At 46.9% G+C, this 23800-nt stretch carries 24 protein-coding genes; 13 read left to right on the top strand and 11 right to left on the bottom strand.

Annotated elements, in window-relative coordinates:
• Positions 1 to 71: 71 nt before the first annotated feature.
• The 7 genes from AC3FZD_RS15750 to petB form a co-directional block, all read right to left on the bottom strand.
• Entirely contained in the window at positions 72 to 239 is a 168-nt protein-coding gene (locus AC3FZD_RS15750) for a hypothetical protein (RefSeq protein WP_488736946.1), read from the bottom strand.
• A 6-nt stretch (positions 240 to 245) separates the two neighbouring features.
• Positions 246 to 2111 (bottom strand): ABC transporter ATP-binding protein, encoded by a 1866-nt coding sequence (locus tag AC3FZD_RS15745; RefSeq protein WP_488736945.1) that lies wholly within the window; start codon positions 2109 to 2111, stop codon positions 246 to 248.
• 82 nt (positions 2112 to 2193) lie between these two features.
• Positions 2194 to 3204, bottom strand: coding sequence for a tetratricopeptide repeat protein (locus AC3FZD_RS15740; protein ID WP_488736944.1), 1011 nt, complete (start codon positions 3202 to 3204; stop codon positions 2194 to 2196).
• A gap of 33 nt (positions 3205 to 3237) precedes the next feature.
• On the bottom strand, positions 3238 to 3894 hold the full coding sequence (locus tag AC3FZD_RS15735; RefSeq protein ID WP_488736943.1) for a Uma2 family endonuclease: 657 nt from the start codon (positions 3892 to 3894) through the stop codon (positions 3238 to 3240).
• Between the two features lie 102 nt (positions 3895 to 3996).
• On the bottom strand, positions 3997 to 4875 hold the full coding sequence (locus AC3FZD_RS15730) for an Rpn family recombination-promoting nuclease/putative transposase (RefSeq protein ID WP_488736942.1): 879 nt from the start codon (positions 4873 to 4875) through the stop codon (positions 3997 to 3999).
• Between the two features lie 103 nt (positions 4876 to 4978).
• Positions 4979 to 5461 carry a cytochrome b6-f complex subunit IV gene (gene petD / locus AC3FZD_RS15725; RefSeq protein WP_488736941.1) on the bottom strand — a complete coding sequence of 161 codons (483 nt, stop codon included), beginning with the start codon at positions 5459 to 5461 and terminating at the stop codon, positions 4979 to 4981.
• Between the two features lie 115 nt (positions 5462 to 5576).
• Positions 5577 to 6245 carry a cytochrome b6 gene (petB, locus tag AC3FZD_RS15720; protein WP_283753927.1) on the bottom strand — a complete coding sequence of 223 codons (669 nt, stop codon included), beginning with the start codon at positions 6243 to 6245 and terminating at the stop codon, positions 5577 to 5579.
• Positions 6246 to 6321: 76 nt separating this feature from the next.
• On the opposite strand from petB, the gene ctpA reads away from it, so the two are divergent.
• The 3 genes from ctpA to AC3FZD_RS15705 all read left to right on the top strand — a co-directional run bounded on the left by ctpA (position 6322) and on the right by AC3FZD_RS15705 (position 9764).
• Positions 6322 to 7554, top strand: a complete 1233-nt coding sequence (ctpA, locus tag AC3FZD_RS15715) for a carboxyl-terminal processing protease CtpA (RefSeq protein ID WP_488736940.1) — start codon at positions 6322 to 6324, stop codon at positions 7552 to 7554.
• 57 nt (positions 7555 to 7611) lie between these two features.
• Positions 7612 to 8565, top strand: a complete 954-nt coding sequence (locus AC3FZD_RS15710; protein ID WP_488736939.1) for a pentapeptide repeat-containing protein — start codon at positions 7612 to 7614, stop codon at positions 8563 to 8565.
• Between the two features lie 80 nt (positions 8566 to 8645).
• On the top strand, positions 8646 to 9764 hold the full coding sequence (locus AC3FZD_RS15705) for a TRAP transporter substrate-binding protein (RefSeq protein WP_488736938.1): 1119 nt from the start codon (positions 8646 to 8648) through the stop codon (positions 9762 to 9764).
• 61 nt (positions 9765 to 9825) lie between these two features.
• Here the strand turns inward: AC3FZD_RS15705 and AC3FZD_RS15700 are convergent, their stop codons facing one another.
• The 3 genes from AC3FZD_RS15700 to AC3FZD_RS15690 form a co-directional block, all read right to left on the bottom strand.
• Positions 9826 to 10578: an MORN repeat-containing protein gene (locus AC3FZD_RS15700; protein ID WP_488736937.1), complete on the bottom strand. Its 753-nt coding sequence runs from the start codon at positions 10576 to 10578 to the stop codon at positions 9826 to 9828.
• 46 nt (positions 10579 to 10624) lie between these two features.
• Positions 10625 to 11821, bottom strand: coding sequence for a hypothetical protein (locus AC3FZD_RS15695; RefSeq protein ID WP_488736936.1), 1197 nt, complete (start codon positions 11819 to 11821; stop codon positions 10625 to 10627).
• A gap of 186 nt (positions 11822 to 12007) precedes the next feature.
• Positions 12008 to 12781, bottom strand: a complete 774-nt coding sequence (locus AC3FZD_RS15690; protein ID WP_488736935.1) for an RNA polymerase sigma factor SigF — start codon at positions 12779 to 12781, stop codon at positions 12008 to 12010.
• Between the two features lie 106 nt (positions 12782 to 12887).
• Here AC3FZD_RS15690 and AC3FZD_RS15685 point away from each other — a divergent pair, with 106 nt between their 5' ends.
• The 8 genes from AC3FZD_RS15685 to AC3FZD_RS15650 all read left to right on the top strand — a co-directional run bounded on the left by AC3FZD_RS15685 (position 12888) and on the right by AC3FZD_RS15650 (position 19639).
• Positions 12888 to 13043, top strand: a complete 156-nt coding sequence (locus AC3FZD_RS15685) for a hypothetical protein (protein ID WP_488736934.1) — start codon at positions 12888 to 12890, stop codon at positions 13041 to 13043.
• A gap of 97 nt (positions 13044 to 13140) precedes the next feature.
• Positions 13141 to 13836 (top strand): RibD family protein, encoded by a 696-nt coding sequence (locus tag AC3FZD_RS15680; protein WP_488736933.1) that lies wholly within the window; start codon positions 13141 to 13143, stop codon positions 13834 to 13836.
• A 124-nt stretch (positions 13837 to 13960) separates the two neighbouring features.
• A complete protein-coding gene (locus AC3FZD_RS15675) occupies positions 13961 to 15142 on the top strand; it encodes a GNAT family N-acetyltransferase (RefSeq protein WP_488736932.1) in 1182 nt (393 codons plus the stop codon).
• A gap of 39 nt (positions 15143 to 15181) precedes the next feature.
• On the top strand, positions 15182 to 15964 hold the full coding sequence (locus AC3FZD_RS15670; RefSeq protein WP_488740359.1) for an ABC transporter permease: 783 nt from the start codon (positions 15182 to 15184) through the stop codon (positions 15962 to 15964).
• A gap of 75 nt (positions 15965 to 16039) precedes the next feature.
• A complete protein-coding gene (locus AC3FZD_RS15665; protein ID WP_488736931.1) occupies positions 16040 to 16438 on the top strand; it encodes a DUF1499 domain-containing protein in 399 nt (132 codons plus the stop codon).
• 534 nt (positions 16439 to 16972) lie between these two features.
• Complete coding sequence (locus AC3FZD_RS15660) at positions 16973 to 17677, top strand: sigma-70 family RNA polymerase sigma factor (protein WP_488736930.1); 705 nt, start codon at positions 16973 to 16975, stop codon at positions 17675 to 17677.
• A complete protein-coding gene (locus AC3FZD_RS15655) occupies positions 17664 to 18557 on the top strand; it encodes a DUF1822 family protein (protein WP_488736929.1) in 894 nt (297 codons plus the stop codon). The genes AC3FZD_RS15660 and AC3FZD_RS15655 overlap by 14 nt, the downstream gene beginning before the upstream one ends.
• 143 nt (positions 18558 to 18700) lie before the next feature.
• Positions 18701 to 19639, top strand: a complete 939-nt coding sequence (locus tag AC3FZD_RS15650) for an ABC transporter ATP-binding protein (protein WP_488736928.1) — start codon at positions 18701 to 18703, stop codon at positions 19637 to 19639.
• A gap of 2 nt (positions 19640 to 19641) precedes the next feature.
• Here AC3FZD_RS15650 and AC3FZD_RS15645 read toward each other — a convergent pair whose 3' ends face one another.
• A complete protein-coding gene (locus tag AC3FZD_RS15645) occupies positions 19642 to 20406 on the bottom strand; it encodes a pentapeptide repeat-containing protein (RefSeq protein WP_488736927.1) in 765 nt (254 codons plus the stop codon).
• A gap of 232 nt (positions 20407 to 20638) precedes the next feature.
• Here AC3FZD_RS15645 and AC3FZD_RS15640 point away from each other — a divergent pair, with 232 nt between their 5' ends.
• Together AC3FZD_RS15640 and AC3FZD_RS15635 are read left to right on the top strand one after the other, a co-directional pair.
• A complete protein-coding gene (locus AC3FZD_RS15640; RefSeq protein WP_488736926.1) occupies positions 20639 to 22111 on the top strand; it encodes a WD40 repeat domain-containing protein in 1473 nt (490 codons plus the stop codon).
• Between the two features lie 38 nt (positions 22112 to 22149).
• The gene (locus AC3FZD_RS15635) at positions 22150 to 23799 is read left to right on the top strand and encodes a tetratricopeptide repeat protein (protein WP_488736925.1); all 1650 of its coding nucleotides are present in this window, start codon (positions 22150 to 22152) and stop codon (positions 23797 to 23799) included.
• Position 23800: the final 1 nt, after the last annotated feature.

Below are 23800 nucleotides of genomic sequence, written 5' to 3'. Positions count from 1 at the left end.
CCCGGTTTCTTTCCCTCCACGAGCGACCTAGGAGACATGGTGGGTTCGTGCGGGTTTACTTGCAATAGTTGTCAGTCTACAAGATTTGGGTATAACCCGCCCCTACAATTACAGCGCAAAGCGCTGTATTTTTCACCATAGGGAGTAGTTTCGATGAGTTCAGCAGGTTGAGTGAGGACTTGGGTTCTTAAATCTTGTTCGAGTTGTTGCCAGTTCTCTATTTCTAGGGTGAGCATCATCAGAAGTTAACCGGGGGCGTTTTGGCGCTGTTTAATGTTCTCTAAACTCCCGGTGGGAATGGCTGCAATCAGTTGGCGGGTGTATTCTTGGCTGGGATGGTTGTAAATTTGCTCAGAGGGGCCAATTTCTTCTACTTTACCGCGATTCATAACCATGATGCGATCGCTCATAAACTTGACTACGCTTAAGTCATGGGAAATGAAAATATAGGTTAGGTTAAACTCGTCTTGTAGCTCTTTCAACAGGTTCAACACCTGCGCTTGTACCGAGACATCTAACGCAGACACGGACTCATCACAAATAATAAACTTAGGATTCAACGCCAGAGCGCGGGCAATACAGACCCTTTGGCGCTGTCCTCCAGAAAACTCATGGGGATAGCGACTCATCCAACTGGGATCGAGGCCTACCCTCTCTAAAAGATACCGCACGCGGTCGCGCCAGCGAAACGGAGTTTTATCGCGTCGTTTAGACCCAGATTCCAACTCCTGATGAATCACCAACGGCTCCATCACTGCATCCCCAATAGACATCCTCGGATCTAAAGAGCTATAGGGGTCTTGAAACACAATCTGCATTTGTCGGCGAAAGTAGCGCAAAGCCTTAGTGCTTAAAGATTGCAGTTCTTCACCTTCAAAGGCTATCATCCCACCCATGGAAGGAACCAACTGTAAGAGCGTCCGCGCTAGGGTGGTTTTGCCACAACCGGATTCTCCGACTAAGCCTAATGTTTCCCCCGGATAGACTTCAAAGGATACCCCATTGACCGCCATGGTATAGCGTTGGGTTTGTCCCCAGATGCCTTTCCTGGGAAAGCCCACTTTCAGGTCTTTCACCACCATGAGGGGGGATTGTTGATAGAGTTTTTCTAGGCGCTGTTCGACTTCCTGGGGATTAATTTCGGTAACTTTTGTGACACTTTCAGCAGACTTTTGTTCCAGAAAATCAGCCACGGTGGGCAAGTATTTTAAGCGTAAATCGGGTCGAGGGCGACAGGCTAAGAGACCTTGGGTGTAGGGATGTTGGGGGCGGGAAAAAATATCGAGAACGGAGCCAGATTCAACGATTTGCCCTTGATACATGACTACCACATTGTCGGCGATTTCAGCGATTACGCTTAAGTCATGGGTAATAAAAATCAGAGACATGCCCCTAGCTTTTTGCAAGTCCCGCAGGAGATTCAGGATCGTGGCTTGCACGGTAACATCTAAGGCTGTGGTGGGTTCATCGGCAAGTAATAGGGTAGGGTTGCAAGAGATGGCCATGGCAATCATCACCCGTTGCAATTGGCCGCCGGAGAGTTCATGGGGATAGCGATCGAGGATGGCTTGTTTGTGGCGATTGATTGCAGATTGCCGTTGGCGATCGCCGGGTGGCTCCGTAAATTCACCGACTATTTGTGGTTCTAAAATCTCATCCTTGGGCAACAATTGCACCTCTTGCAACAGAGCGATCGCCTGTCGTCTGGCTTCTGAAGGGGAAATCGATTGATGAAATCGTAGGGCTTCAATCAATTGAAAGCCAATCGTATACACCGGATTTAAGGAACTCATCGGTTCCTGAAAAATCATCGAGATTTGGCTTCCCCGATACCGTTGCATCTGTTGTGGGGAAAGATCCCGCAAATTCAGGCGATCGCCCTCCGGAGGATGAAACCAAATCTCACCACTAGCGATATTTCCCGGAGGTTGGGGAATCAGATCCATAATCGCCAGGGAAGTCACCGATTTTCCCGATCCCGATTCTCCCACAATGCCTAGGGTTTGTCCTCGCTTGACTGAGAAAGTAATGCGATCGACCGCTTGAATCACTTTTTCATCCGTCTTGAATTCAACTGTGAGGTTACAAACATCTAATACCGAGTCATTCATGGAGATGGTCGCTGACAAATAAGGGTAATTGGGGAGTAAAACAGTTAATCCACTGACAAATACAGGTATTTTATCCCAATCCCTACGGATTAGGATTAATCGCCTGTTGATTAGCGGCGATCGCCTCTGCATAGCGACCTAATTTTTGCAATGCGACCCCTTGATTAATCCAAGCATCCTGAAAATCCGGTTGCAGATCGGTTGCTCGACTCCAGCTTTTTAGAGCATCTTCCCATCGATCTAAGGCAGCTAAGACAATCCCTCGATTAAACCAGGTTTGTACATCCTCCGGTTGCAGTGCCAGGGTTTGGTCAAAACAACTGAGGGCTTCTTCAAATCGATTGAGTTTGACCCCTAGAACGATGCCTTTATTATGCCAAGTTTCGAGATCTTTAGGATTTAATTCTAGCGCTCTGTCCCAACTGGCGATCGCCTGTTCATAATCTTCAAGATCAAAGAATACATTGCCGCGATTTGCCCAAGCTAGATCGGCATTCGGGTTTAATTCTAAGGCATGGTCATAGGCGGCGATCGCCTCTTCATGGCGGCCCAAGTTCATCAGCGCATTCCCGCGATTAATGGCTGCGCGATCGTGATTGGGGTCTAGTTCCAGGGTGCGATCGAAGGCTTCTAAGGCCTTTTGATCGGCTTCATCGAGTAATTGTTTACCGCGATCGAACCAAACTTGAGGATTATCCTCATCTAAAGCCATTTTAGGACTGGCGGGTTGTAACTGTTCCCCAATTGCTTGAGCCACTGCTCCCAATTCACCACAACCGACTTCCCCTAAGCGGAGCAGGCGCTGTGCCAATTCTTCATTGGGTTCTGAACTTTGGGTGACTTTTTGGCCAAAGCGTTTTAACCAAGCGATCCATTGCTCTTCTGAATAGTCCTGTTTTAACTTTTCCCATTCTTGAAGGACTTGGCTTTTCCCCCGATCCACACCCTCTAGAAAGGACATAAACTGCATTTCATAGTCCGTATCTGTCGGCTCAGTCGTTGGGGTATTAGTTGAGGAGCTAGGGGAGGAAGAGAATAAACCCTTAAACCACTGCCAAACTTGATTCAACCAGCGCCGAAGTTGTCTGAACATCTCCCCATCCTCTTGTCATTTTACTGTTCCATTTTAAAGTTGGTTGGGGTCGATGCCGAGTTCTTGCAGTTTAGCAAATGCGCGATCGCGCTCTTGTTGAATGCGATCGCGCTCTTCCATCACCTCCTCTGGGTCTTGGAACGGTTCCCCATTCGGATAAAATACCGCTAAATCCTCCCCCAACCACTCAAAACGGATTTGTAACAAGGGCGAATTCCAGGGTAAATTCAGAGGCGTAATTAACCTAAACTCTTCCCCTTCACTCCCCCGTACAAATCCCCAAAAATCACGGGATTCTGGGTCATAAAAAAACATCTCCAGCACCCCATATTTTTGATAAAACCTTTGTTTCGCCATCATTTCATTACGGGAATTACTGGGGGATAAAATCTCAAACACCACTTGAGGAGCAATATTATCTTCCTCCCATTGTTTATAGCTTTTGCGATCGCCCCCAGGTCGGCCAAAAACCACCATCGCATCCGGAGCTTGCACGGGAACCGGAGGAGCTTCCACCTGGACGGGATACCAGAATAAATCGCCAGCCACAAAAACATTTTGGTTAGCAAATAAGCGCCTTAAATTGCTCACCAAGCGAACAATCCAGCGATATTGAACCGTATTTTCAGCCATAGGTAATCCATCAGTTTCTGGATAGAGAGTTTGGGGGATAGGGGGAGTTTGAACCATGGGATTCGGAGTCTCAGTTATGGAAGATACAGCAGTTTTCTTGCTCTATGGGGTATTCAGTCTAATTCCGATCGTCGGCTGATTTAATGAAAAAATCCTAAGTCAATTGCGATCTCTAAATTGCTCCAGTAACTCTTGCCGAGACTTTTGCAACATCAAGGAAAACACTTCTTCAGTCGGCAAAGCGACCAGTTTGGGTACAATCTCCTCTAATTCAGAGTCAATGGTCTGAAAACGCAACCTCATCAAGTTTTCCACCGTTTTTCGGCGCTCTTGTTCAATACCTTGTTCAATACCTTGTTGTAAAACCGTTTTTCTCGCCTGTTCCAGTAATTCTCGGTATAAAGGTGATGCTTCTAGTACCGACATATCCCACCTCAGAATTTGTTTAACTAGATTGGTGTCCAATACAAAATTAGCAAAAAAACCGAGCAACGTCTCGAAGTCTTGCAACTGTTCATCGGCTCTCAAAATTCGCACCGCTTCTTGCACCACGAGTTCTTGGTTACCATCTTTGAGCAAGGGCACAAAGGGAATCAGGGGGCGAATGGGAGGGTTGAGAACCGTTTGCACTTCGATTTCCCAAAGATTGATGACTTTGTATTCTCGTAGTGCCTGCAAACCCCCAAATTCCGATTCGTAACGAGTGGGAATGGGTTGCTTTCCGTCGGGTTTGAGCAGATTGACTAATACCGGGTATACAGGAAGTTGGTATTTCTCTTCGGCGAGGGCGGCATAGGCTTGCATCCGCCTGGGCATTTGAGCGTTGTAGTACAGTTGCAACTCATTGACGACGAGAAATTCTCCCTGTTGGGGAGACCGGACTCTCAATAAAACATCAGTTTGGCGGCTCACCCATTCAAAGCTGGTGGACTCCATACCAATGTACTGGAGGTCAGGCATTTGTGTTACCCATTCTACCCAGCGATCGGGATTCAATCCAATCAAGCGTTTGCTGCCAATATCTGCGGGTTTGGCCATTCTTCTAAATAATTAGTAAATAACTTAAACACCGGCAGAGGAGCTAAAGATCGAGCGATCGCCAGTTCCCCTACCGGTGCTTAGAAAAAAAAGGATTCAGAATTTAGAATAATCCCAAGGTCAGAGATTTATCGATGGGGAAAGCAGCTCCAACACCTAACCATAGGGTAACCAGGGTTCCAAACAGGAACACCGCAGTTGCCACAGGACGACGGAACGGATTTTGGAACTTGTTCACGCTTTCGATAAAAGGAACTAGGATTAAGCCAAGGGGAACGGAAGCCATCATGACAACACCCAACAGTTTATTGGGAACCGTTCTCAGGATTTGGAATACGGGATAGAAGTACCACTCTGGCAAAATTTCCAGAGGAGTAGCGAAGGGATCGGCAGGTTCGCCGATAAAGGCGGGATCGAGTACCGCTAAGGCAACGATACAGCCGAGGGTTCCCACAATTACAACGGGGAAAGTATACAGCAGGTCATTGGGCCAAGCGGGTTCACCATAGTAATTATGGCCCATGCCTTGGGCGAGTTTTTCCCGGAGCTTGGGATCGGATAAGGTGGGTGGCTTTTGAATGGACATAGTTCAACAAATGAGTAAATGGGATGATTATATCGAGGCAGTTGGGAGTGGGCAGTCGGGGGTAATCTCCAGGTGGAGCGTCCCCCCATTCCCCCATCACCTAGTGTTGGGCGCTTTACAAGGGGCCAGAGATCCCTTGTTTACGAATCATTAAGAAGTGAGCCAACATGAAGACGGCGATCGACCAAGGAAGGACGAAAATATGAAGGCTATAGAAGCGGGTTAGGGTGGCTTGACCTACACTTTCACCACCTCGCATCAGTTCAACTACGAGGTCTCCAACCACAGGAACAGCAGCAGGAACACCACTTACGATTTTAACGGCCCAATATCCGACCTGATCCCAAGGTAGAGAATAGCCGGTGACTCCGAAGGTTACGGTGATGACCGCTAGGACAACTCCGGTTACCCAAGTTAGCTCGCGGGGTTTTTTGAAGCCTCCGGTAAGGTAAACTCGGAAGATGTGCAAAATCATCATCAGTACCATCATACTGGCAGACCAACGGTGGATGGAGCGGATTAACCATCCAAAGCTGACTTCATTCATGATGTATTGAATGGAGCTGAAGGCTTCAGCTACCGTGGGTTTGTAGTAGAAGGTCATGGCGAATCCCGTGGCAAACTGGATTAGGAAGCACACGAGGGTAATTCCACCGAGACAGTAGAAGATATTAACGTGAGGAGGGACGTATTTACTGGTGATGTCGTCGGAGATGGCTTGGATCTCCAAACGTTCTTGAAACCATTGAAAGGTTTTTGAGTCTCTTACCTGCTTGGTAAACATGCGGTTAACGATCCTATCAAAGATTAATGCGCTCTTATAGAAATGTAACATAGCCAAAGTAATGATAAAACAGGTGATGGTAAAGCGATTTTTTGGGGTGGTATGTTTTCTGGTTTTGTATCTGGCGATCGCCCTTGGGGGTTGGATCTCCCCGGCCTATGCTCTGACTCAAGAACAGAAGCTCTATAATGAGGTCTGGCGCATTGTGAATCGGTCTTATTTGGATGAGACCTTTAATCATCAAAATTGGTGGTTTGTGCGCCAGAAGGCTCTGAAAAAGCCGCTCAGGACTCGTGAGGAGACCTACGCGGCCATTGACCAAATGCTCAAGAGTTTAGATGATCCCTTTACCCGGTTTTTACCTCCAGAATCCTATCGCAGCTTGCAGGTGACGACTTCGGGAGAGTTGAGTGGCGTAGGTTTACAAATTGCTTTGGATGCTCAAACGGGTCTGTTGACGGTGATTGCACCGATCGCCGGATCGCCCGCAGAAATGGCCGGACTTCAGCCGCGCGATCGCATCATAGCCATTGATGGCGTTCCCACCCATGAGTTAACTATTGAAGAGGCCGCTAACCGGATGCGGGGCCCCAGAGGAACGGTAGTCACCTTAACCATTGAACGCGATCGCCAAGAGCAGGAGACCTTGGAGATTACCCGCGACCATATTACCCTAAATCCGGTGGTTGCCGATTTGCGCTCCATCGACTCCCAATCTGCCTCAATTCCCATTGGCTATATGCGCTTAACCCAGTTTAATGCTTATGCCTCCCAAGAACTCGGCCAGGCGATCGCCCGTTTAGAAGAACAAGGAGCCGCAGGCTATATCCTCGATTTACGCAATAATCCAGGCGGATTATTAACCGCAGGCATTGAAATTGCTCGTCAATGGATCGATCGCGGTACGATTGTTTATGTGGTTAACCGTCAAGGAGTTTTAGAAAGCTTTGAGGCCACTGGATCGGCGCTGACTGACGATCCGCTCGTGGTTTTGGTCAATCATGGAACCGCTAGTGCCAGTGAAATTCTTGCTGGGGCCCTCCAAGATAATGATCGCGCTCAATTACTGGGCGAAACCACCTTTGGTAAGGGGTTAATTCAATCTTTATTTGATTTATCCGATGGTTCTGGGTTAGCCGTAACCATTGCCAAGTATGAAACCCCCGATCATCATGATATTAATCAGTTGGGCATTAAACCCGATCGAGTCGTTCCCATGCAGGCGATCGCCCGGAATCAAATCGCCACCGCTTCCGATCCCCAATATCAAGCTGCCCTAGAACTGCTCGCCCAACAAACCCACAGTTAAACTCTCCAAAGCGAGTTAATCGCGTTTACATAATCTGAACCATTTGGGTGCTTGTCCATGGATAAACAAACCCTTTTAGACTGTTATCGGGGAGGAGAACGAGATTTTCGCGGTCTGGATTTAGCTGGGATCGATCTCAGTTACACCGATTTAAGTGGTATTGATTTAAGTCAGAGTAATCTGGCCCGCGCCAATCTCTTTCATGTTAACTTTTCCCATGCTAATCTCAGCCACTCTAATCTGACCCATGCCGATTTGAGCTGTGCAAATTTGTTTTTGGCCTTGCTCAGTGGCTCGAATTTGACCCTAGCAAATCTCAGTAGTGCCTATTTATTTAATATTAGTTTGTCCCATGCCGATTTAAGTGGGGCAAATTTGATTTTTGCTAACTTAGTGCAAGCTGATTTGAACGGAGCTTGCTTACTTCAGGCTTCTTTGGCTCAGGCTAATTTAAGTGGGGCTAATTTAAGTGGGGCAGATTTAAGTCGCGCCAATGTCAGTGGAGCGAACTTAATTAAAGCAGACTTAAGTGAAGCCAATTTAAATCAGACCAACTTAGGACGCTGTAATGCCGCCTATGCCATTTTTCGTAGCACCAATTTGAATGATACGAATTTAACCGATACCCATTTGGTTCATGCGGAAGGTTTAGATCGATCTTTCAATGAGCCAGAAATTTCCCCCTATCAGTGGCAAGGCTTAGAATTTTTTTCTCAGGCTGAATTAGAAATTGCCCAAGCTCTACACCGAGAAAAAGTCTTATTTTATCCCCATGTGCGAACCATTTTAGATGGACAACTAGAGCATAGTCCTTATTTTTTGGTCATTGATCGAGGTAAATGTGGAATATTGCAAATTGACTCTGAATCGGGCTATCTCGATCTCAAACGCGATCGCCTATTGTATCAAAATGGCATAGTCCTCATTGACTCCTATGGGATGGCGCAATGCCAAAAGAACCCCCAAAAAGTTGTCCAAGAATTTCTCCAGCGTCTGAGAACTCTAGATTAACGGTTTGGGTTTCTGTTGTAGTGACCTAGGTTCAGAGGTATGATGGACTTTTCAATCCGATTTTAATATTAATTTAACCGATGAAACGCCGTAGACTCTTAGCCTATACAACCACAGGAGCAGCTACCACCTTAGCTCTGGCGGCTTGTAGCGCCCAAACCACCTCACCCCAGACGAGCAGCAGTCCTACCAGTAGCGCTCTCCCCAACATTCGGTGGAAAATGGCCACCAGTTGGCCCACCTCCCTAGAAACCCTCTATGGGTCAGCTAAAATGGTAGCCGAAAAAGTCGAAGCTATCACCGATGGCCGGTTTATCATCGAAGTCTTTGCGGCTGGGGAAATTGTCCCCGGACTGCAAGTTTTAGATGCCGTGCAAGCGGGAACTGTCGAATGTGGCCATAGTGCTAGTTATTACTATATCGGTAAAAATTCTGCCCTAGTTTTTGGGACTACTGTTCCCTTCGGTCTCAATGCTCAACAGCAAAATGCCTGGCTCTACTATGGCGGTGGCTTAGAGATGATGAATAAGCTCTATGCCGATTTTAATGTGATTGCCTTTCCTGCGGGCAATAGTGGGGTACAAATGGGGGGTTGGTTTAAGCGTCAGGTGAATAGCGTCGCTGACTTAAATGGCCTCAAAATGAGAATTCCTGGCTTTGGGGGCAAAGTCTTAGCCAGTTTAGGGGTAAATGTGCAAGTCTTACCTGGAGGCGAAATTTTCCTCGCTCTAGAGCGGGGGGCGATTGATGCAGCCGAATGGGTGGGCCCCTATGATGATGAAAAGTTAGGCTTGAATAAAGCGGCCCAATATTATTATTATCCTGGTTGGTGGGAACCCGGCTCTACGTTTGAGTTACAGGTAAATTTAAACCAGTGGAATCAGTTGCCGAAAGAATACCAAGATGTTCTCAAAAGCGCCACGGCTGATACTAATATTCATTGTTTAGCTCGCTATGATACCCTCAATCCGCAGGCATTGAAACGGCTTCGGGATGGAGGCACACAGTTACAGCCTTTCAGCCCGGAAATTTTAACGGCTTGTCGTACAGCCACTCAGGAGTTGTTAACCCAAGAAGCGAATAGCAATGCGGCTTTTAAGGAGATTTATGAGTCTTGGCAACAGTTCCAAGCTGATATTTTTGGTTGGCACGCTGTGAGTGAGTTGGCTTACTCTAGTTTTGCGATTAATCAGTCATAGTCAATGTAAATAACAGTGAGACATTTTTGTAGGGGCGGGTTTGAAACCCGCCCCTACTAGATTAATTGACCAATTCACCATCGCGGAAGCGTCCAGAGGTGCGTTGACCATTGGGAGCAATGATTACACCCTGTCCATGGGGAATGCCACCGCGTAATTCTCCTTCGTATCTTGTGCCATCAGGAAAGACGCATTGAACATTCGCATCTAATCCTTCATTGTAAAACCGACCTTGGCAACGGGTTCCATCCGGACGAATCAGCGTACCTTGACCAAAAGGTTGACCGGCAAAAAATTCCCCTTCATAGCGACTTTGATCGGGATAAACAAACCGTCCTCTACCATCTGGTTGACTACTGGTGACATTTGTACCAATGTTCGTTACTAATTCAAAGGTTCCTTCGTAGTATTGGCCATCGGGAAATACGGCCCGGCCAATCTTTAAAATTCCGTTTTCAAAGACTCCTTCTAGACGAGAATCGTCGGCTCTAAGAAAGACTCCTCGACCGTGGGGTTTACCGTTCAGAAATGTTCCTTGATAGCGATCGCCTTCTGCATAAACATAAACCCCTTGACCGTTGGGTAATCCGCCCCGAAGTTGCCCTTGATAATTATCTCCGTTGGGATAATTACATTTAGCGACCCCATCAGCAATGTCAGGGACGCAAGAGGGAATTAATTCTTCATCTGGAGTCCCCAGGGAATCTCCTCCCAATTGGGCGATCGCTCCCTCCGTCATCAGTGTTACACTCGCAAAGCTTAAACTCAAGGCAGCTAAACCCGAATATCCCAAGGTTTTTAAGCATCTCACCATAAGGTTTAGGCAGGATTGATTCTTGTTTATCAGTACCCCCATAATCTTACTCCCAGTCTAAAAGAATAGCGACCAATTGAGAGGCATCACGCCCCCCCAATACTACAGCTTTGACATTAGATCCTGTACGCGGAACCCGGAATTCCCGTTTTTGGTCAGGCTTGAGATTAGCGGTTACATTAATATCAATATCAGTAACAATTGTGCCAGTTCCCTTTTCCTGAAGTTGCAAGGTCAGGCGTTTAACCTCTAGATCTTCGTCGCCAATATTTTGCAGAGTTCCTGAAATCAGGAATCCACCTGAGATTTCCGTTAACTTCACATCTCCGAGTCGCACACCGCGAACCGTCGTTTCTACCGGCCCTCCTGCCGGTTGGGGAGGAGTTTCTGGGGGTAAAGGAGCAGCACCGACTGCACGAGCCACTTCTTGCCCAAACTCTTCTAAAATCACCACCGGTTCAGCCGGAGTATAAATATTAATATCTTTCACATACACCGAACCGCCGCCAATATATTCCCCAACGCCTACATACTGACTCTGTTCGCCAGGAGATTTAACAATGGCCTTCACCACCTGGCCCACTTGTACCACTGCCGACACTTCCACCGCTCTAGCCGTATTCGGAGGAGGTGGCCCCGGATTAAAGGGCACTTGAGCCACTACCGGTCGAAACCTTGGATTTATGCCTAAATTCGGTGGGGGTTCCACTTGGGGCAGTTCGGGTATGGAGAGAGGGGTAATTTTAGGGATCGCTGGTACTGCTGCTCTCGTCCTTGAACCGCCACGGACACCGGAACCTGAACCACCTCCCCCAGCCGCATTATTCGGGGGCGTTGGCGGTGGGGGCGCGACAATCTCGATCGCTGGCAAACCTCCTGCTGGCCCCCCTTCTCCCGTGCCAGAACCTTCCGCAACTCCTGTACCAGAACCCCCCGTAACGATAATCCCCGGAGGATTAAAAGGGTCTTTTTTCCCCGTGGTATTACCCACTGACTGAACGCGCTGTTCGGCATTGGTGGATTGTTCCAGAGCGGATTGGGGGGGAGGGGGCGCTGGCGGTTCTTCGGCCTTGGGTTCTTCTTCTGGAAATACTTCTGCTGGGGTGGTTTGGGGGGCAGCCGCTACGGGTTCCGGTGGGGGCGCTTCAGCGGCCGGGTCTTCTCCTCCCCCACCGAAGAAACCACAACTGGATAAGCCTAGCGTTAAGACGCTCAGAAATAGGAGTAAGAACGATGGACGCATGGAAAACCCCCCACGATTTAGCACGATTAGCTGGCGATTTGAGTTACTGGGTTAATGGTACTGCCATTTTAGGCTGATTTTTAGGGAACGACCAGAATTAAAGATCCCCCCTGACCCCCCTTAAAAAAGGGGGGAATCAAGAAAGTCCCCCTTTCTAAGGGGGATTTAGGGGGATCGAAACGGCTTTCAGATCTCCGTGGTCATCACTTTTTTCAACCGTTCTAGACCTTTTTTCACCTGACGAGAGACCGTCACAGCGCTAATCCCCATCCGTTCGGCGGTTTCTTTTTGGGTGAGGTCATAGAGAAAGACGAATTCTAAGACTTTGCGGGTGCGGTCTTCGAGTTTCACTAGGGCTTGTTGCAGGCGAATTTGGTCTTCTAGGGCTAACTGGAAGCTGCGATAGCGATGGTCGGGAACCAGTTCGCCTAAGCTGGTGGCTTGTTCGCCTTCGTCGCTGACGGGGGCATCTAGACTGAGGAGGGAGCGGTTTTTAGAGGCAAGCTTCACTTCCTGCCATTCTTCTACCGATAGGCCCATGGCTTGGGCGATTTCGGTGTCTTTGGGATAGCGGTTGAGTTGCACTTGCAAATCGCGAATAGTGGTTTCGGCTTGGCGCTGCATGGTTAACCAGCGTCGGGGAATACGGACGGTGTTGCTGCGATCGCGTAAATAATGTTGAATTTCGCCGCGAATGTAGGGAATGGCGAAGGAACTAAAGGCATGGCCTTTACCCGGTTCAAACCGTTCAATGGCGCGAATCAGACCAATACACCCAACTTGAAGTAAATCATCATACCCTTCACTGCATTGGTGCATCCAGTGATGGGCTTCTTTCCTCACTAAACCCATATTCGATTTGACAATTTTATTCCGCAATTCTAGGGAAGGCTGGTGTTGATAAGCAGAGAGCAAATCAATATTTTCATTTTTAAAATTTTGGGAAGCTGAAGTTGTCATAATCTCAGTTGGGTTTTGGTAGATTGGTTCAAGGTTGAGAAATAAATGGTGAGGTCATGCAAAAATACAATTAATATACCACTATATTTTTATTTTAAATGTTTTTATGATTTTAGGCTATGACTTCAGTAGCGATCCGACTGTGTTCTTTATCACAGTTTCTAGAGTAAGGATTATTCGCGATCGCTTGCACCCTGCTTCCGATCTGGGAATTGAAGGGAATAAGCTTGAGCCAAGAGTTGGTTTATTTTCCCATTCCTAGCTTATCAAGAATCTTCACCTGAAGGCAAGCTAATTTCTGCCAACGGCAACATAAAGCAACATATTGTATACTTCGTAAAAGTCCTTACTCCTATCTTATGACTGGTTCTGCCGTCGATCGCCCCCACATTACAGCTATTCTCGCCACGAGCGCCGATGGTAAAATCTCAGACGTGGCTCGCTCTCCGGCTCGGTTTGGCTCGGCGATCGATAAAGCCCATCTAGAACAACAAATCGCTAAAGTCGATGCGGTTCTATTTGGTGCGGGAACTCTTCGCGCTTACGGAACCACCCTAAGTATTAGCGATCCCCAACTCCTACGCCAACGCCAGCAACAATACTATCAGCCCCAACCCGTACAAATTGTAGTCTCCCAGACGGGTAATCTAGATGCTTCCTGTCGCTTTTTTCAACAACCGGTTCCCCGATGGCTTCTCACCACCCCAGAGGGAGCTATTCCTTGGGAAAATCAACGGGAATTAATGCCCAAATTTGACCACATTCTCACGGCTCCTACCCATGAAGGGGGCTTTTATTGGAGTGGAATTTTTGTCAAGCTTGCCCAACTGAAGATTAAGCGCTTGGCTCTATTGGGAGGAGGAGCGCTAGTAGCCAGTTTACTGGCTGGAGATTGGATTGATGAATTATGGTTAACCATATGTCCAGTGCTTTTAGGCGGCGCAACTGCCCCTACTCCAGTCGATGGGTTAGGCTTAAGTATACCTAAATCTTTAACTCTGCTCTCTGCTCACCCTGTAGGGCAAGAGGTGTTTTTACACTATCGGTTAGGTTAGGGAGATGGGGGAATGGGGGAATGGGGGAATGGGGGAATGGGGGAATGGGGGAATGGGGAGATGGGGAGGAATAACCCATTAATTGTTCATTGTTAATTGTTAATTGTTCATTGTTAATTAATTTATGGGATATTCAATTCGTTGGATTTCACAAATTTCTGAAGTTCCTCAACCTGAATGGGATGCTCTGGCGCAACCGTTGAAGACTCCTTTTTTAGAGTGGGAATGGTTGCACAATATGGAGTCCTCTGGTAGTGCTACAGTGCAAGCGGGTTGGCAGCCTTGCCATTTAACGGTGTGGAGAGAGGATACCCTCGTGTCTGCGGCTCCTTTATATGTTAAAGGTCATAGTTATGGTGAGTTTGTCTTTGATCACCAATGGGCAGATCTGGCTTATCGTCTAGGGATTGAATATTATCCGAAACTGTTGGGGATGAGTCCATTTACGCCAGCATTGGGCTATCGGTTTTTGGTGGATTTGGCTGAGGATGAGGATAAGTTAACAGAAATGATGGTAGGGGCGATCGATCAATTTTGCGATCGCCATAATATTTCTGGCTGTAATTTCCTCTATGTTGACCCCAAATGGAAACCGATGATTCAAAAATATGGATTTTCTGCTTGGTTGCACCATAGCAGTATCTGGCATAATCAAGGCTTCCAGACATTTGATGATTATTTGGGTATGTTTAATGCCAATCAACGGCGCAATATTAAGCGGGAGCGTAAAGCGGTTGAGAAAGCGCAATTAACGATGAAAGTCCATAGGGGAGAAGAGATTAGCCATCATCTGCTCTCGGATATGTACCAATTTTATAGCCATCACTGCGATCAATTTGGCTGGTGGGGGAGCAAATATTTAACCAAGACGTTTTTTGAGCGGCTGTATGATGGTTATCGCCATCGCCTGGTTTTAAGTGCGGCTTATCGGGAAGGAAACGATCGCCAACCGGTGGGGATGTCGTTTTGTGTGACGAAAGGCGATCAACTTTATGGACGCTATTGGGGCAGTTTTGAAGATTTTGATTGTCTACACTTTAACGCTTGCTATTATACGCCCATTGAGTGGGCGATCGCCAACGGGATTCAACGCTTCGATCCCGGTGCTGGAGGCAGACACAAGAAGCGGCGCGGGTTTCCAGCGACTCCCCACCATAGCCTGCATCGATTTTACAATCAGCGCTTAATGCAGATTATGAAAACTCACATCGATCAAATTAATGAAGCGGAGCAATTACAAATTGATGCTATTAATCAAGAGCTACCCTTTAATCAAAATCAAGAATGGGTTCAAAATCCTTATTAATGTGCTTCGTGGGGTAATGAGTCATCAGGAATTGGTAAAATAATGCAGTATTTTAAGATCGTTCAGTTATTTTGGGCAACATCCATCGCGGCTGAGTTGGAATATCGCCTCAATTTTGCGATCGCCACCTTAACCAGTCTCGGTAATCTCGCGGGCGGAATTTTTGGCCTATTCCTATTTTACCGAACCGGCTACACTTTTGACGGTTGGTCATGGGAAAAAGCTTTATTAGTCATGGGATTTTTTACCCTGCTGCAAGGCATCTCCAATGCCTTTCTTGCCCCTAATCTCAATCGCATTGTCAACCAAGTGGAAGAAGGAACCCTAGATTTTGTCTTGCTCAAACCCATTAGCAGCCAATTTTGGCTCTCTACCCGGATGATTTCCCCCTGGGGATTACCCGATGTGGCTTTAGGCTTGGGAGTGATTCTCTATGCTGGCGATCGCCTGAATTTAGTCCTATCTGACTTTATTTTCGGCTTATTTGCCCTGTTTTTCGGGATTCTAATTCTGTATAGTCTCTGGTTTCTCTTGGGTACAACTAGCGTCTGGTTTGTCAAAATTTATAACATAACGGAAGTCCTAAGAGCGTTTTTAGATGCGGGACGCTATCCGATCGTCGCCTATCCTGTCGCTTACCGGATTTTCTTTACATTTGTCATTCCCGTTACTTTTTTAACTACCGTTCCCACCCAAGCCCTGTTAGGGGAAATCAACATCATTTGGCTAATCGGTTCCCTGGGACTGGCGATCGCCCTCTTAATTTTCTCTAATGCCTTCTGGAAATTTGCCCTACGTTACTATACCAGTGCCTCTAGTTAATCCATTAAAAATTAAAAATTATTCCGGTGATGATAGCATGAATCTGTTGTCTATTTACAAGCATCTCCTTAATTTATGTTCTCATTTTCTGGAAAACGTCCCACAAATCTAGGGGTTAAAGATGGAAAACTCGCCCCCTGTCCATCCTCTCCCAATTGCGTTTGTAGCCAATGTTCAACCACCGATACTCAACATTATATTCAGCCTTTCTCTTATGCTGGCACTCCTTCAGAAGCAGTCAATAAATTAAAATCTATTATCCAAGGAATGCCCCGAACCGCCATTATTACTGAATCGGAGAATTATCTTTATGCTGAGTTTACCAGCAAACTGATGGGCTATGTGGATGATGCGGAATTTTATGTCGATCAAAATGCCCAACTGATCCAGGTGCGCTCCGCTTCCCGGTTAGGGCAATCGGATTTAGGAGTCAACCGCAAACGCATCGAAGAAATTCGCAGCTTGTTTAATTAACGTCAGTTTTGGTTAAGAGGCTATGTGCTTCGCCGTGGGGAACAGGGAATGGGGAACACTGGCGAGCCTGAGTTAGATCCAAGGTGTAATCTCAAGTCCGGTTTCCGCAAGCGGACATGAAAATGAGTTAAACTAGCGGGCAAGATGCCCGCACTCCCCCATTCCCCCATTCCCCCATTCCCCCATTCCCCAGCGCGTACATTGGAGAAGATACCGAAGCTGCTCTTCATTTTTCCGTGAGAGGTATCCTGCCATTTGGGTTTGCTTGACAATATCGCGAATGAAAACCATGGGATGGAACTCCTAGAGAATACTAAAACTGTGAAACCTTCATGAAGCCTTCATTAGATCTCTCAGGAAAATCACGGTAATTTTATGCAAAACCCTGGTAAATTGCAATAAAACTTAACATTAAACCCTAAAAATGTAAATTTTTGTAAAGTCTGCATAAAAACCGCCCTTAAAAACTGAGAACCCTATAGAGGTGTCATGCAGCACTTCGATCTTAGAGGTTCTCTCATGAGTGCGGAAAGCATGTCAGACTTACCAGAGTTCGACAAAATGTTAAGAGAATTGGCGATCGCCGCCAAACAGCAGCCGCCCAAAAGTCTGCACCGAAAGCGGCTTTTGGAAAAACTGCTCCGGATTCTGATCGGCTCCAATCAACTTGTAAAACCCAGACGCAATCAATTCAAAAACCACTATGCAGAGATTTATATAGAAGCAAAACAGCGACTTTTTTATCATCTTTGCTCCCGAATCGATGATTACGATCCCGACAGAGGCGAAGTCTTACAATGGGCGAACTATCTTCTAGACAGACGATTTTTCATTGAAGCCTCTTCTTGGGTATTGCAAAGCGTTCCCAGGGGTATACAACGACTTAGCCTTGATGATTTAGAAAAACAGTTCAATCAGCCAGAAAATCCGGTCACCTTAGAACAAATCTATCCAGAACGAATGCCCTTACTCTCGGAACAGGTGATTGCCTGGATTCGGGCCGATCCAGATGGACTCTTTAAGCAGACCCATATTGTAGGTAAACCTGCTGCTCACTTCCAGTTTCTTGCCCTCAGAATTATTGAGGGCTACTCCTGGCAGGAAATAGCCGATCAATTGGGCATTTCTCTAGCAACGCTCAATCGGTTTTATCACCGGTGTTTAGCTCGATTTTCTGCCCTAATCCAAGACTATATTTTGACCCAAACTCTCCCTAACTCGAACGATGATGAAAACTAATCCGAAAATGGCAATCCCCTTAACCCTAATTGCCCATGAGCAGGCAGCCAAATCTGCCCATACTCAAGCCGATCCCCGTAAGGGCAAACAGGTCTATTTGAATACCTTAGCGATCCAGGCAGTGAAAACCTATTTAGAATGGTTGGATCTCGCTCCCAATTGGGAAGACTCCAACAGTAGTAATCCCATTTTCCAATCCCTATCGGATAGTGCAGACTTGTTGATTGAGGGCAAAGGTCGGGTAGAATGCCGTCCGGTGTTGCCCGGAGAATCTAGGTGTATTATTCCACCGGAAACCTGGGGCGATCGCCTGGCGTATATTGCGGTTCAACTGAACGCAGATCTCACCGAAGCTACCCTTCTTGGATATCTCCCCCATGCTTATCGCTCAGAAGTCCCCTTAACTGAATTTCATGCCCTCGACACCTTCTTGGAACACCTGCATCCAGTGATACTCACCCAATGGTTAGATGACATGGTGGAATCCGGTTGGCAAATCTGGAGGGAATTCTGGTCATCCCAACCCCAATTCGCTTTTAGAAGTCCTAGTCCTATCCCCTCTGCACCTACCCTCTGCGAACGAGGAAAAAAGCTCCAATTAGACCCCAATGGCGAGCCAATTGGATTATTTGTCGGTATTCATCCGATGGTGCAGGAAGAGTTTGATATTTCTGTTCAAGTTTATCCCCTAGGGAACCAATCCCATTTACCCCCAGATCTACAATTGACCATTTTAGACGATCGAGATGAGGTGGTGATGCAAGCCTCTTCTCGGAGTACAAAATCTATACAACTGGATTTTAGCGCCGAAACGGGCGATCGCTTTTCCATCAAAGTATCCCTTGGGGATATTAGTCTGACTGAATGGTTTATGATCTAGAGCAAGCGCCTGAACAAGCTAGACTTTAAGGGAAAAAAAGTTAGCTGGGGGCAGGTTTACAAAAGTTATGGGTGGGAAATGAAGAGAGTCGGCCAACCTGCCCCTGCTTGTTGATGGTTACTTTTGACTCCTTAACGCGATCTATGACTGAAGACACTGCTTGTATTATTGAAACTTGGGATTTGAGTAAGGTTTACCGGACAGGGTTTTGGTTAAACCAGAAGATTGAGTCCCTGAAATCTTGCTCTTTGAGGGTGTATCCAGGAGAAACTTTTGGTTTACTCGGGCCCAATGGGGCAGGAAAGACCACGCTCCTGAAGACGTTACTGGGAATTGCTCGCCCCAGTTCTGGACGGGGGGTACTGTTGGGTCGTCCTTTGGGCGATCGCCAGATCAAGCAACGGATTGGTTATTTGCCCGAAAATGCCTATTACTACGATTATCTCACCGGTTGGGAGTTTTTGCAGTTTACGGCGGGCTTATTCCAAATTCCCACAACGGTTACTCGCACCCGTATTCCAGAGCTTCTAGAACAAGTGGGATTAGATCTTAAAACTGCCAAAAATAAACAACTGCGCCAATATTCCAAGGGAATGAAACAGCGTATTGGCTTTGCCCAAGCTTTGATTAACGATCCAGAAGTCGTCTTTCTCGATGAACCCATGTCTGGGTTAGACCCCATTGGCCGCTATCAGATCCGCGAGATCATTCTATCCTTGAAAAGACAAGGCAAAACCCTATTCTTTAATTCTCATATTTTGTCCGATGTGGAGCAAGTCTGCGATCGCATCGCCATCTTATCCCAAGGGAACTTAATTTGTTGTGGCTCCTTAGATGAGTTATTAGGTCAAGTGCAATCCTACCAAGCGCGAGGCAAAGGCGGCACTTTAGAGGTGATTAAGCGCTGGATTCCTGATCTCGCTTTCGATCGCGGCTGTTGGGTGGGTGAAGTTCAAGGGAATCCCTATGATTTTATCGCCAGTTTGCGGCTCATGGATGCTGAACTTCTGGAGTTAAAGTTAGCCCGTCAGTCCTTAGAGGAGTTTTTCCAGTCTAAGATTGGGAGTTTATCGAATCTATAGACTTAATCCAGAAACAAAGCGCCTAAATCCTTAAACTGAAAGCGTAAATGTGCCGGAATTCCCTTAGTATGATTAAACTCTGTATGAGTAAGAATGGTATCTTTCCAGGTAACATCCTGAACATTAGAGCGAGTGAAATCGGCTTCCCGCAAATTGGCATCACTTAAATCTGCACGGTAAAGATTCGCTTGGGAAAGATTGGCCCGACACAGGAGCGCCTCACTTAAAAAAGCTCGCTCCAAGTCAGCTTGAAATAACTCTGCTTCGGTTAAATTAGCCTGATTTAAGAAGGCTTGAGTTAAATCAACTCCCACCAAGTTAGCTTGGGAAAAATCCACTTGATTTAAAAAAGCGCCCATTAAATTACTCTGAAATAAATTAGCATGGGATAAATTCGCTTGAGTAAAAAAGGATTGGCTTAAATTGGTGCGTCGTAAAATGCCATGACTCAAATTAGCTCGTCTGAGATTGGCTTGATTGAGTAACGCGCCACTCAAATTAGCATGACTTAAATTAGAGTCACTTAAATTAATGCCACTCAGAAAACTATGGCGAAGAATTGCCCCAGTTAAATCCGCTTTGCACAAAAATGTCCCTTTTAAATTGGCTTTTTCTAAATGGGTTCCACTCCAATTAATGCCATTGAAATTTCCTTCTTTCAATATTGCTCCCCTAAGATCCGGTACAATTTCAGGATGGCTCTTGCGCCAAGTGTTCCAAGCATCTATTCCTTGATGAAGTAAATCTAAATGTTCTTGATTGGCCATAACAGGGATGACTAACGAGCTAAGGAGTGGATTGATTTTCCTCAAGGTGGACTTTCCTTCGGATCGTGAGAAAGTGGAGTTGTATAGGAACCTAAAGGCTTGCCAGATGAGAAGTCTTTATTTTAAATGAGAGGAGGTTGGCTTTGAAGCTAACGTCTCAAGGATGGGGTTTATGGGCCCCGGATGTAAAATTTAATGGTTTGTCCTGTTGCCAATCGCCTAGGGAGGGTCTGTGACCAATTGTCCTGTTTGTGGTACAGATTATATTGAAGGAACCACGAAACTCTGTAAAACTTGTGGTTGGGATTTAACCCCGGAGTCTATTCCCGATCAAGTCCTGCAAGTCCTCCTGCAACGAGAGCGTTTGCGCTTGGCCTGGGCCAAAGGGGTTTGGGCTAGGGCGAGGGAATTGGCCTCGCGGGTGAGGTTACAATCGAAACTGGGGGAATTACAGTCTCAGTTAGAGTTGGCGACTCAAGAGCGATCGCTCCTCCAAAGTCAACTGTCTCAAGTATATTCGCAAATCGAGGGAATTAGTCCAGCCCAACTCCAGGCCTTATTCGTCAATCAAACGGATGGGGGAGAAACTCTGTTAGAGTTGCAACAAACCCAAACCCGACTGCAACAGGAACTCAGTCAAGCTCAGGAGTTACTAGAATTAGCCCAAGCTCAAATTGGCTCGGATGGCTTAGATTTAATGATTGAGGCCCTACAGGATCGATCGCTTCAGATGAAACGAGTGGCCTATTTATTGCTGCAACGCAGTGCTTCGGTTAAGGCCCGCAGAGCAATAGAAGCCTTTAGACTAGAGAGTTATCAACTGTTTTCTTGTGTGTATACAGGCGAACATGATGCACCGGTACGGGCGATCGCTATTTCCCCAGATGGCCAATGGGTGGCCAGTGGCAGCAATGACCACACGATTAAACTTTGGCAGGCGGAAACAGGGGAACTGTACCGCACTCTCACTGGCCATAGTAGTTCAGTTTTATCCGTCGCGATTTCTTCTGATGGAGAAATTTTAGCCAGTGGCAGTAGCGACCACTCGATTAAAGTCTGGAATATACAAACGGGCGAGTTAATGAGTACCTTAGCTGGGTATTCTGGAGAAGTTTGGACGGTAGCCATTAGTCCTGACCATCAAATTGTGGCGGGAGGAAGTGAGGATAAAACGATTAAGCTCTGGAATTGGAAAACCGGAGAGTTAACCAGTACCTTAGCAGGCTATGCGGGGGGCGTGCGCTCGATCGCCATGAGTCGTCAAGGGGATAAAATTAGTGGGGCGAGTAACGATCAAAGTATTAAGGTGTGGAATTTAGACCGCAAGGAGTTACTCTATACTTTAACTGGCCATAGCGATCGCGTGCGCTCTGTAGCCATGAGTCCGGACGGTCAACGGTTAGCCAGTGGCAGTAGTGACCAAACCATTCGCCTATGGAATTTGGAAACAGGAGAAGTCGAACAGGTGCTTTCCGAGCATACAGCGGCCGTCACTTCGGTGATGATTACAGCTGATAATAAGATTCTCGCCAGTGCTAGTGATGACTCTACCGTGAAGTTGTGGGATTTACAGACGGGCAACTTATTACAAACTTTTACGGATCATCTCAATTATGTGGTTGGGGTGGCGATTAGTGCCAATGGTGACACCATGGCTACGGGAAGTTTCGATCGCACGGTGAAAATTTGGCGGGTGGTGGCTTAAAAGAAGAGAATGACCATTGAAATTAGGGGATAACGATAATGATTCAACAAAAGGAGCGTGATTTAAGAAAAATCTGGGCAATGCTGTTAAGTTTTGGCATGGTGTTAAGTCCCCAGTTGGCTTGGGGACAAGGGTTAGAAGATTTATTTCGCCAAGCGGAGGAAGCCCGAAAGGCGGGAGATCATCAAGGGGCTGAGGAAATTTGGCGACAAGTGATTGAGCAAGATCCGAATAATGCTCCGGCTTATTTGGGGTTGGGGAATCGTTTGCGCGATCAGAATAAATTGGAAGAGGCGATCGCCGCTTATGAGAGGGCGATCGCAGTCGATCCGAATTATGCTTTTGGCTATGTGGGGTTGGGGAATGCTTTGCGAGAAAGTAATCAGTTGGAAGCGGCTAAAGTTCAGTACGAACAAGCGATTGAGCTAAATCCAAATTTGCCAGGGGTGTATTGGAATTTGGGTAATGTGTTGGCGGATTTGGGGAGTTTTGAGGAGGCGATCGCCCAATTTCGGATTGCCCTGAAGCTCAAGCCCGATTCTGTACCGGTTTATAATGATTTGGGGGCTGCGCTGCTGAAGTTGGGCAGTGTGGAGGAGGCGATCGCGACTTATAATCAGGCGATTGGTCTCGGATCGCAGTATGTTTCTAGTTATGTGGGTTTAGGGAATGCTCTGAGAGAAAATAATCAACTGGATCGGGCGATCGAGGCTTATAAAAGTGCTATTCAGTTGGATGCTTTCGATCCCTCTGGCTATTTTGGTTTGGGCGATGTTTATTATGAACAACAGGATTGGCCGCAAGTGGTGGAGGTTTACCAAGCGGGGGTGAGGCTGCAAGCTGATTACCGGGTGTATACGGCTTTGGGCTATGGTTGGCAACAGTTGGGGAAATGGAAAGAGGCGATCGCGGCTTATCAAAGCGCTATTAATCAAAATCCGAATGGGGTGCTGGCCCACTACAATCTGCTTGAATCCCAGCGCTTATTGGCTCTAGAAGGTGGGTCTAACGCTTCGGATGACAAAAATGAGGTAACTTCAGAAGAGCCTGAAGAAGAGCCTGAAACTGCCCCTGCTTTAGCCCCCATTGCCCGGATTATTACTCCGATTCCTAATGGGGTGAATGTTGGTACGGGTTGGGTGGTGGAGCGGAGGGAGGATCGCGCCCTGGTTGTCACGAGTCGGGAGGCGATCGCCTATGCTTCTTCTTTAGAAAATAATCGCATTCAGGTGGAGTTTTTTCAATCTACGGATGCGGAAGTTTTACCCCGCTATAATGCCCAACTGATGCATATTACCCCAGAAAATGCGGCCACGAGTTTAGTCGTGTTACAAGTTACGGGGCTTCCTGAAACGATTCAACCGTTGGAGGTGAGTACGGAATTAGGCGATCGCGACGTAGAATTAATTGGTCATCCTTTTAATACTCACCCTTGGCAAACTCTGAGCGGCAATTTAGATCTTGATGCTCAACGGGTTAAGGTTGCAGCTAATTTAGCCCAAGGATATGCAGGTAGCCCCATTTTTAATGAAGATCGACAGGTGATCGCGATGTTAGGCTATGTGGGAGTCGTTAGCCCAGAAACTGAGACTCCCTTTACTCCAGCGATTACGGAGATGGGAGTTGTTTATCCTATGGCGTTAATTCAGGAACAACTCGAAGCCTGGGGTATTGGGGAAAGTGAGTGAT

The sequence above is a fragment of the Roseofilum sp. KMC-1 genome, assembly GCF_057802075.1.
Note: the sequence above shows the minus strand (reverse complement) of the source record. Positions and strands in the feature narration are given on the sequence as shown.

Excerpts from the sequence above, each read along its gene's own strand:
- AC3FZD_RS15690 (WP_488736935.1), bottom strand. The coding sequence starts at position 12,781 with ATGACAACTTCAGCTTCCCAAAATTTTAAAAATGAAAATATTGATTTG.
- AC3FZD_RS15680 (WP_488736933.1), top strand. The coding sequence starts at position 13,141 with ATGACTGGTTCTGCCGTCGATCGCCCCCACATTACAGCTATTCTCGCC.
- petD (WP_488736941.1), bottom strand. The coding sequence starts at position 5,461 with ATGTCCATTCAAAAGCCACCCACCTTATCCGATCCCAAGCTCCGGGAA.
- AC3FZD_RS15665 (WP_488736931.1), top strand. The coding sequence starts at position 16,040 with ATGTTCTCATTTTCTGGAAAACGTCCCACAAATCTAGGGGTTAAAGAT.
- AC3FZD_RS15750 (WP_488736946.1), bottom strand. The coding sequence starts at position 239 with ATGATGCTCACCCTAGAAATAGAGAACTGGCAACAACTCGAACAAGAT.
- AC3FZD_RS15650 (WP_488736928.1), top strand. The coding sequence starts at position 18,701 with ATGACTGAAGACACTGCTTGTATTATTGAAACTTGGGATTTGAGTAAG.
- AC3FZD_RS15700 (WP_488736937.1), bottom strand. The coding sequence starts at position 10,578 with ATGGTGAGATGCTTAAAAACCTTGGGATATTCGGGTTTAGCTGCCTTG.
- AC3FZD_RS15735 (WP_488736943.1), bottom strand. The coding sequence starts at position 3,894 with ATGGTTCAAACTCCCCCTATCCCCCAAACTCTCTATCCAGAAACTGAT.
- AC3FZD_RS15740 (WP_488736944.1), bottom strand. The coding sequence starts at position 3,204 with ATGTTCAGACAACTTCGGCGCTGGTTGAATCAAGTTTGGCAGTGGTTT.
- AC3FZD_RS15655 (WP_488736929.1), top strand. The coding sequence starts at position 17,664 with ATGATGAAAACTAATCCGAAAATGGCAATCCCCTTAACCCTAATTGCC.
- AC3FZD_RS15730 (WP_488736942.1), bottom strand. The coding sequence starts at position 4,875 with ATGGCCAAACCCGCAGATATTGGCAGCAAACGCTTGATTGGATTGAAT.
- AC3FZD_RS15645 (WP_488736927.1), bottom strand. The coding sequence starts at position 20,406 with ATGGCCAATCAAGAACATTTAGATTTACTTCATCAAGGAATAGATGCT.
- AC3FZD_RS15695 (WP_488736936.1), bottom strand. The coding sequence starts at position 11,821 with ATGCGTCCATCGTTCTTACTCCTATTTCTGAGCGTCTTAACGCTAGGC.
- AC3FZD_RS15685 (WP_488736934.1), top strand. The coding sequence starts at position 12,888 with ATGATTTTAGGCTATGACTTCAGTAGCGATCCGACTGTGTTCTTTATC.
- petB (WP_283753927.1), bottom strand. The coding sequence starts at position 6,245 with ATGTTTACCAAGCAGGTAAGAGACTCAAAAACCTTTCAATGGTTTCAA.
- AC3FZD_RS15745 (WP_488736945.1), bottom strand. The coding sequence starts at position 2,111 with ATGAATGACTCGGTATTAGATGTTTGTAACCTCACAGTTGAATTCAAG.
- ctpA (WP_488736940.1), top strand. The coding sequence starts at position 6,322 with ATGGTAAAGCGATTTTTTGGGGTGGTATGTTTTCTGGTTTTGTATCTG.
- AC3FZD_RS15635 (WP_488736925.1), top strand. The coding sequence starts at position 22,150 with ATGATTCAACAAAAGGAGCGTGATTTAAGAAAAATCTGGGCAATGCTG.
- AC3FZD_RS15660 (WP_488736930.1), top strand. The coding sequence starts at position 16,973 with ATGTCAGACTTACCAGAGTTCGACAAAATGTTAAGAGAATTGGCGATC.
- AC3FZD_RS15675 (WP_488736932.1), top strand. The coding sequence starts at position 13,961 with ATGGGATATTCAATTCGTTGGATTTCACAAATTTCTGAAGTTCCTCAA.
- AC3FZD_RS15705 (WP_488736938.1), top strand. The coding sequence starts at position 8,646 with ATGAAACGCCGTAGACTCTTAGCCTATACAACCACAGGAGCAGCTACC.
- AC3FZD_RS15710 (WP_488736939.1), top strand. The coding sequence starts at position 7,612 with ATGGATAAACAAACCCTTTTAGACTGTTATCGGGGAGGAGAACGAGAT.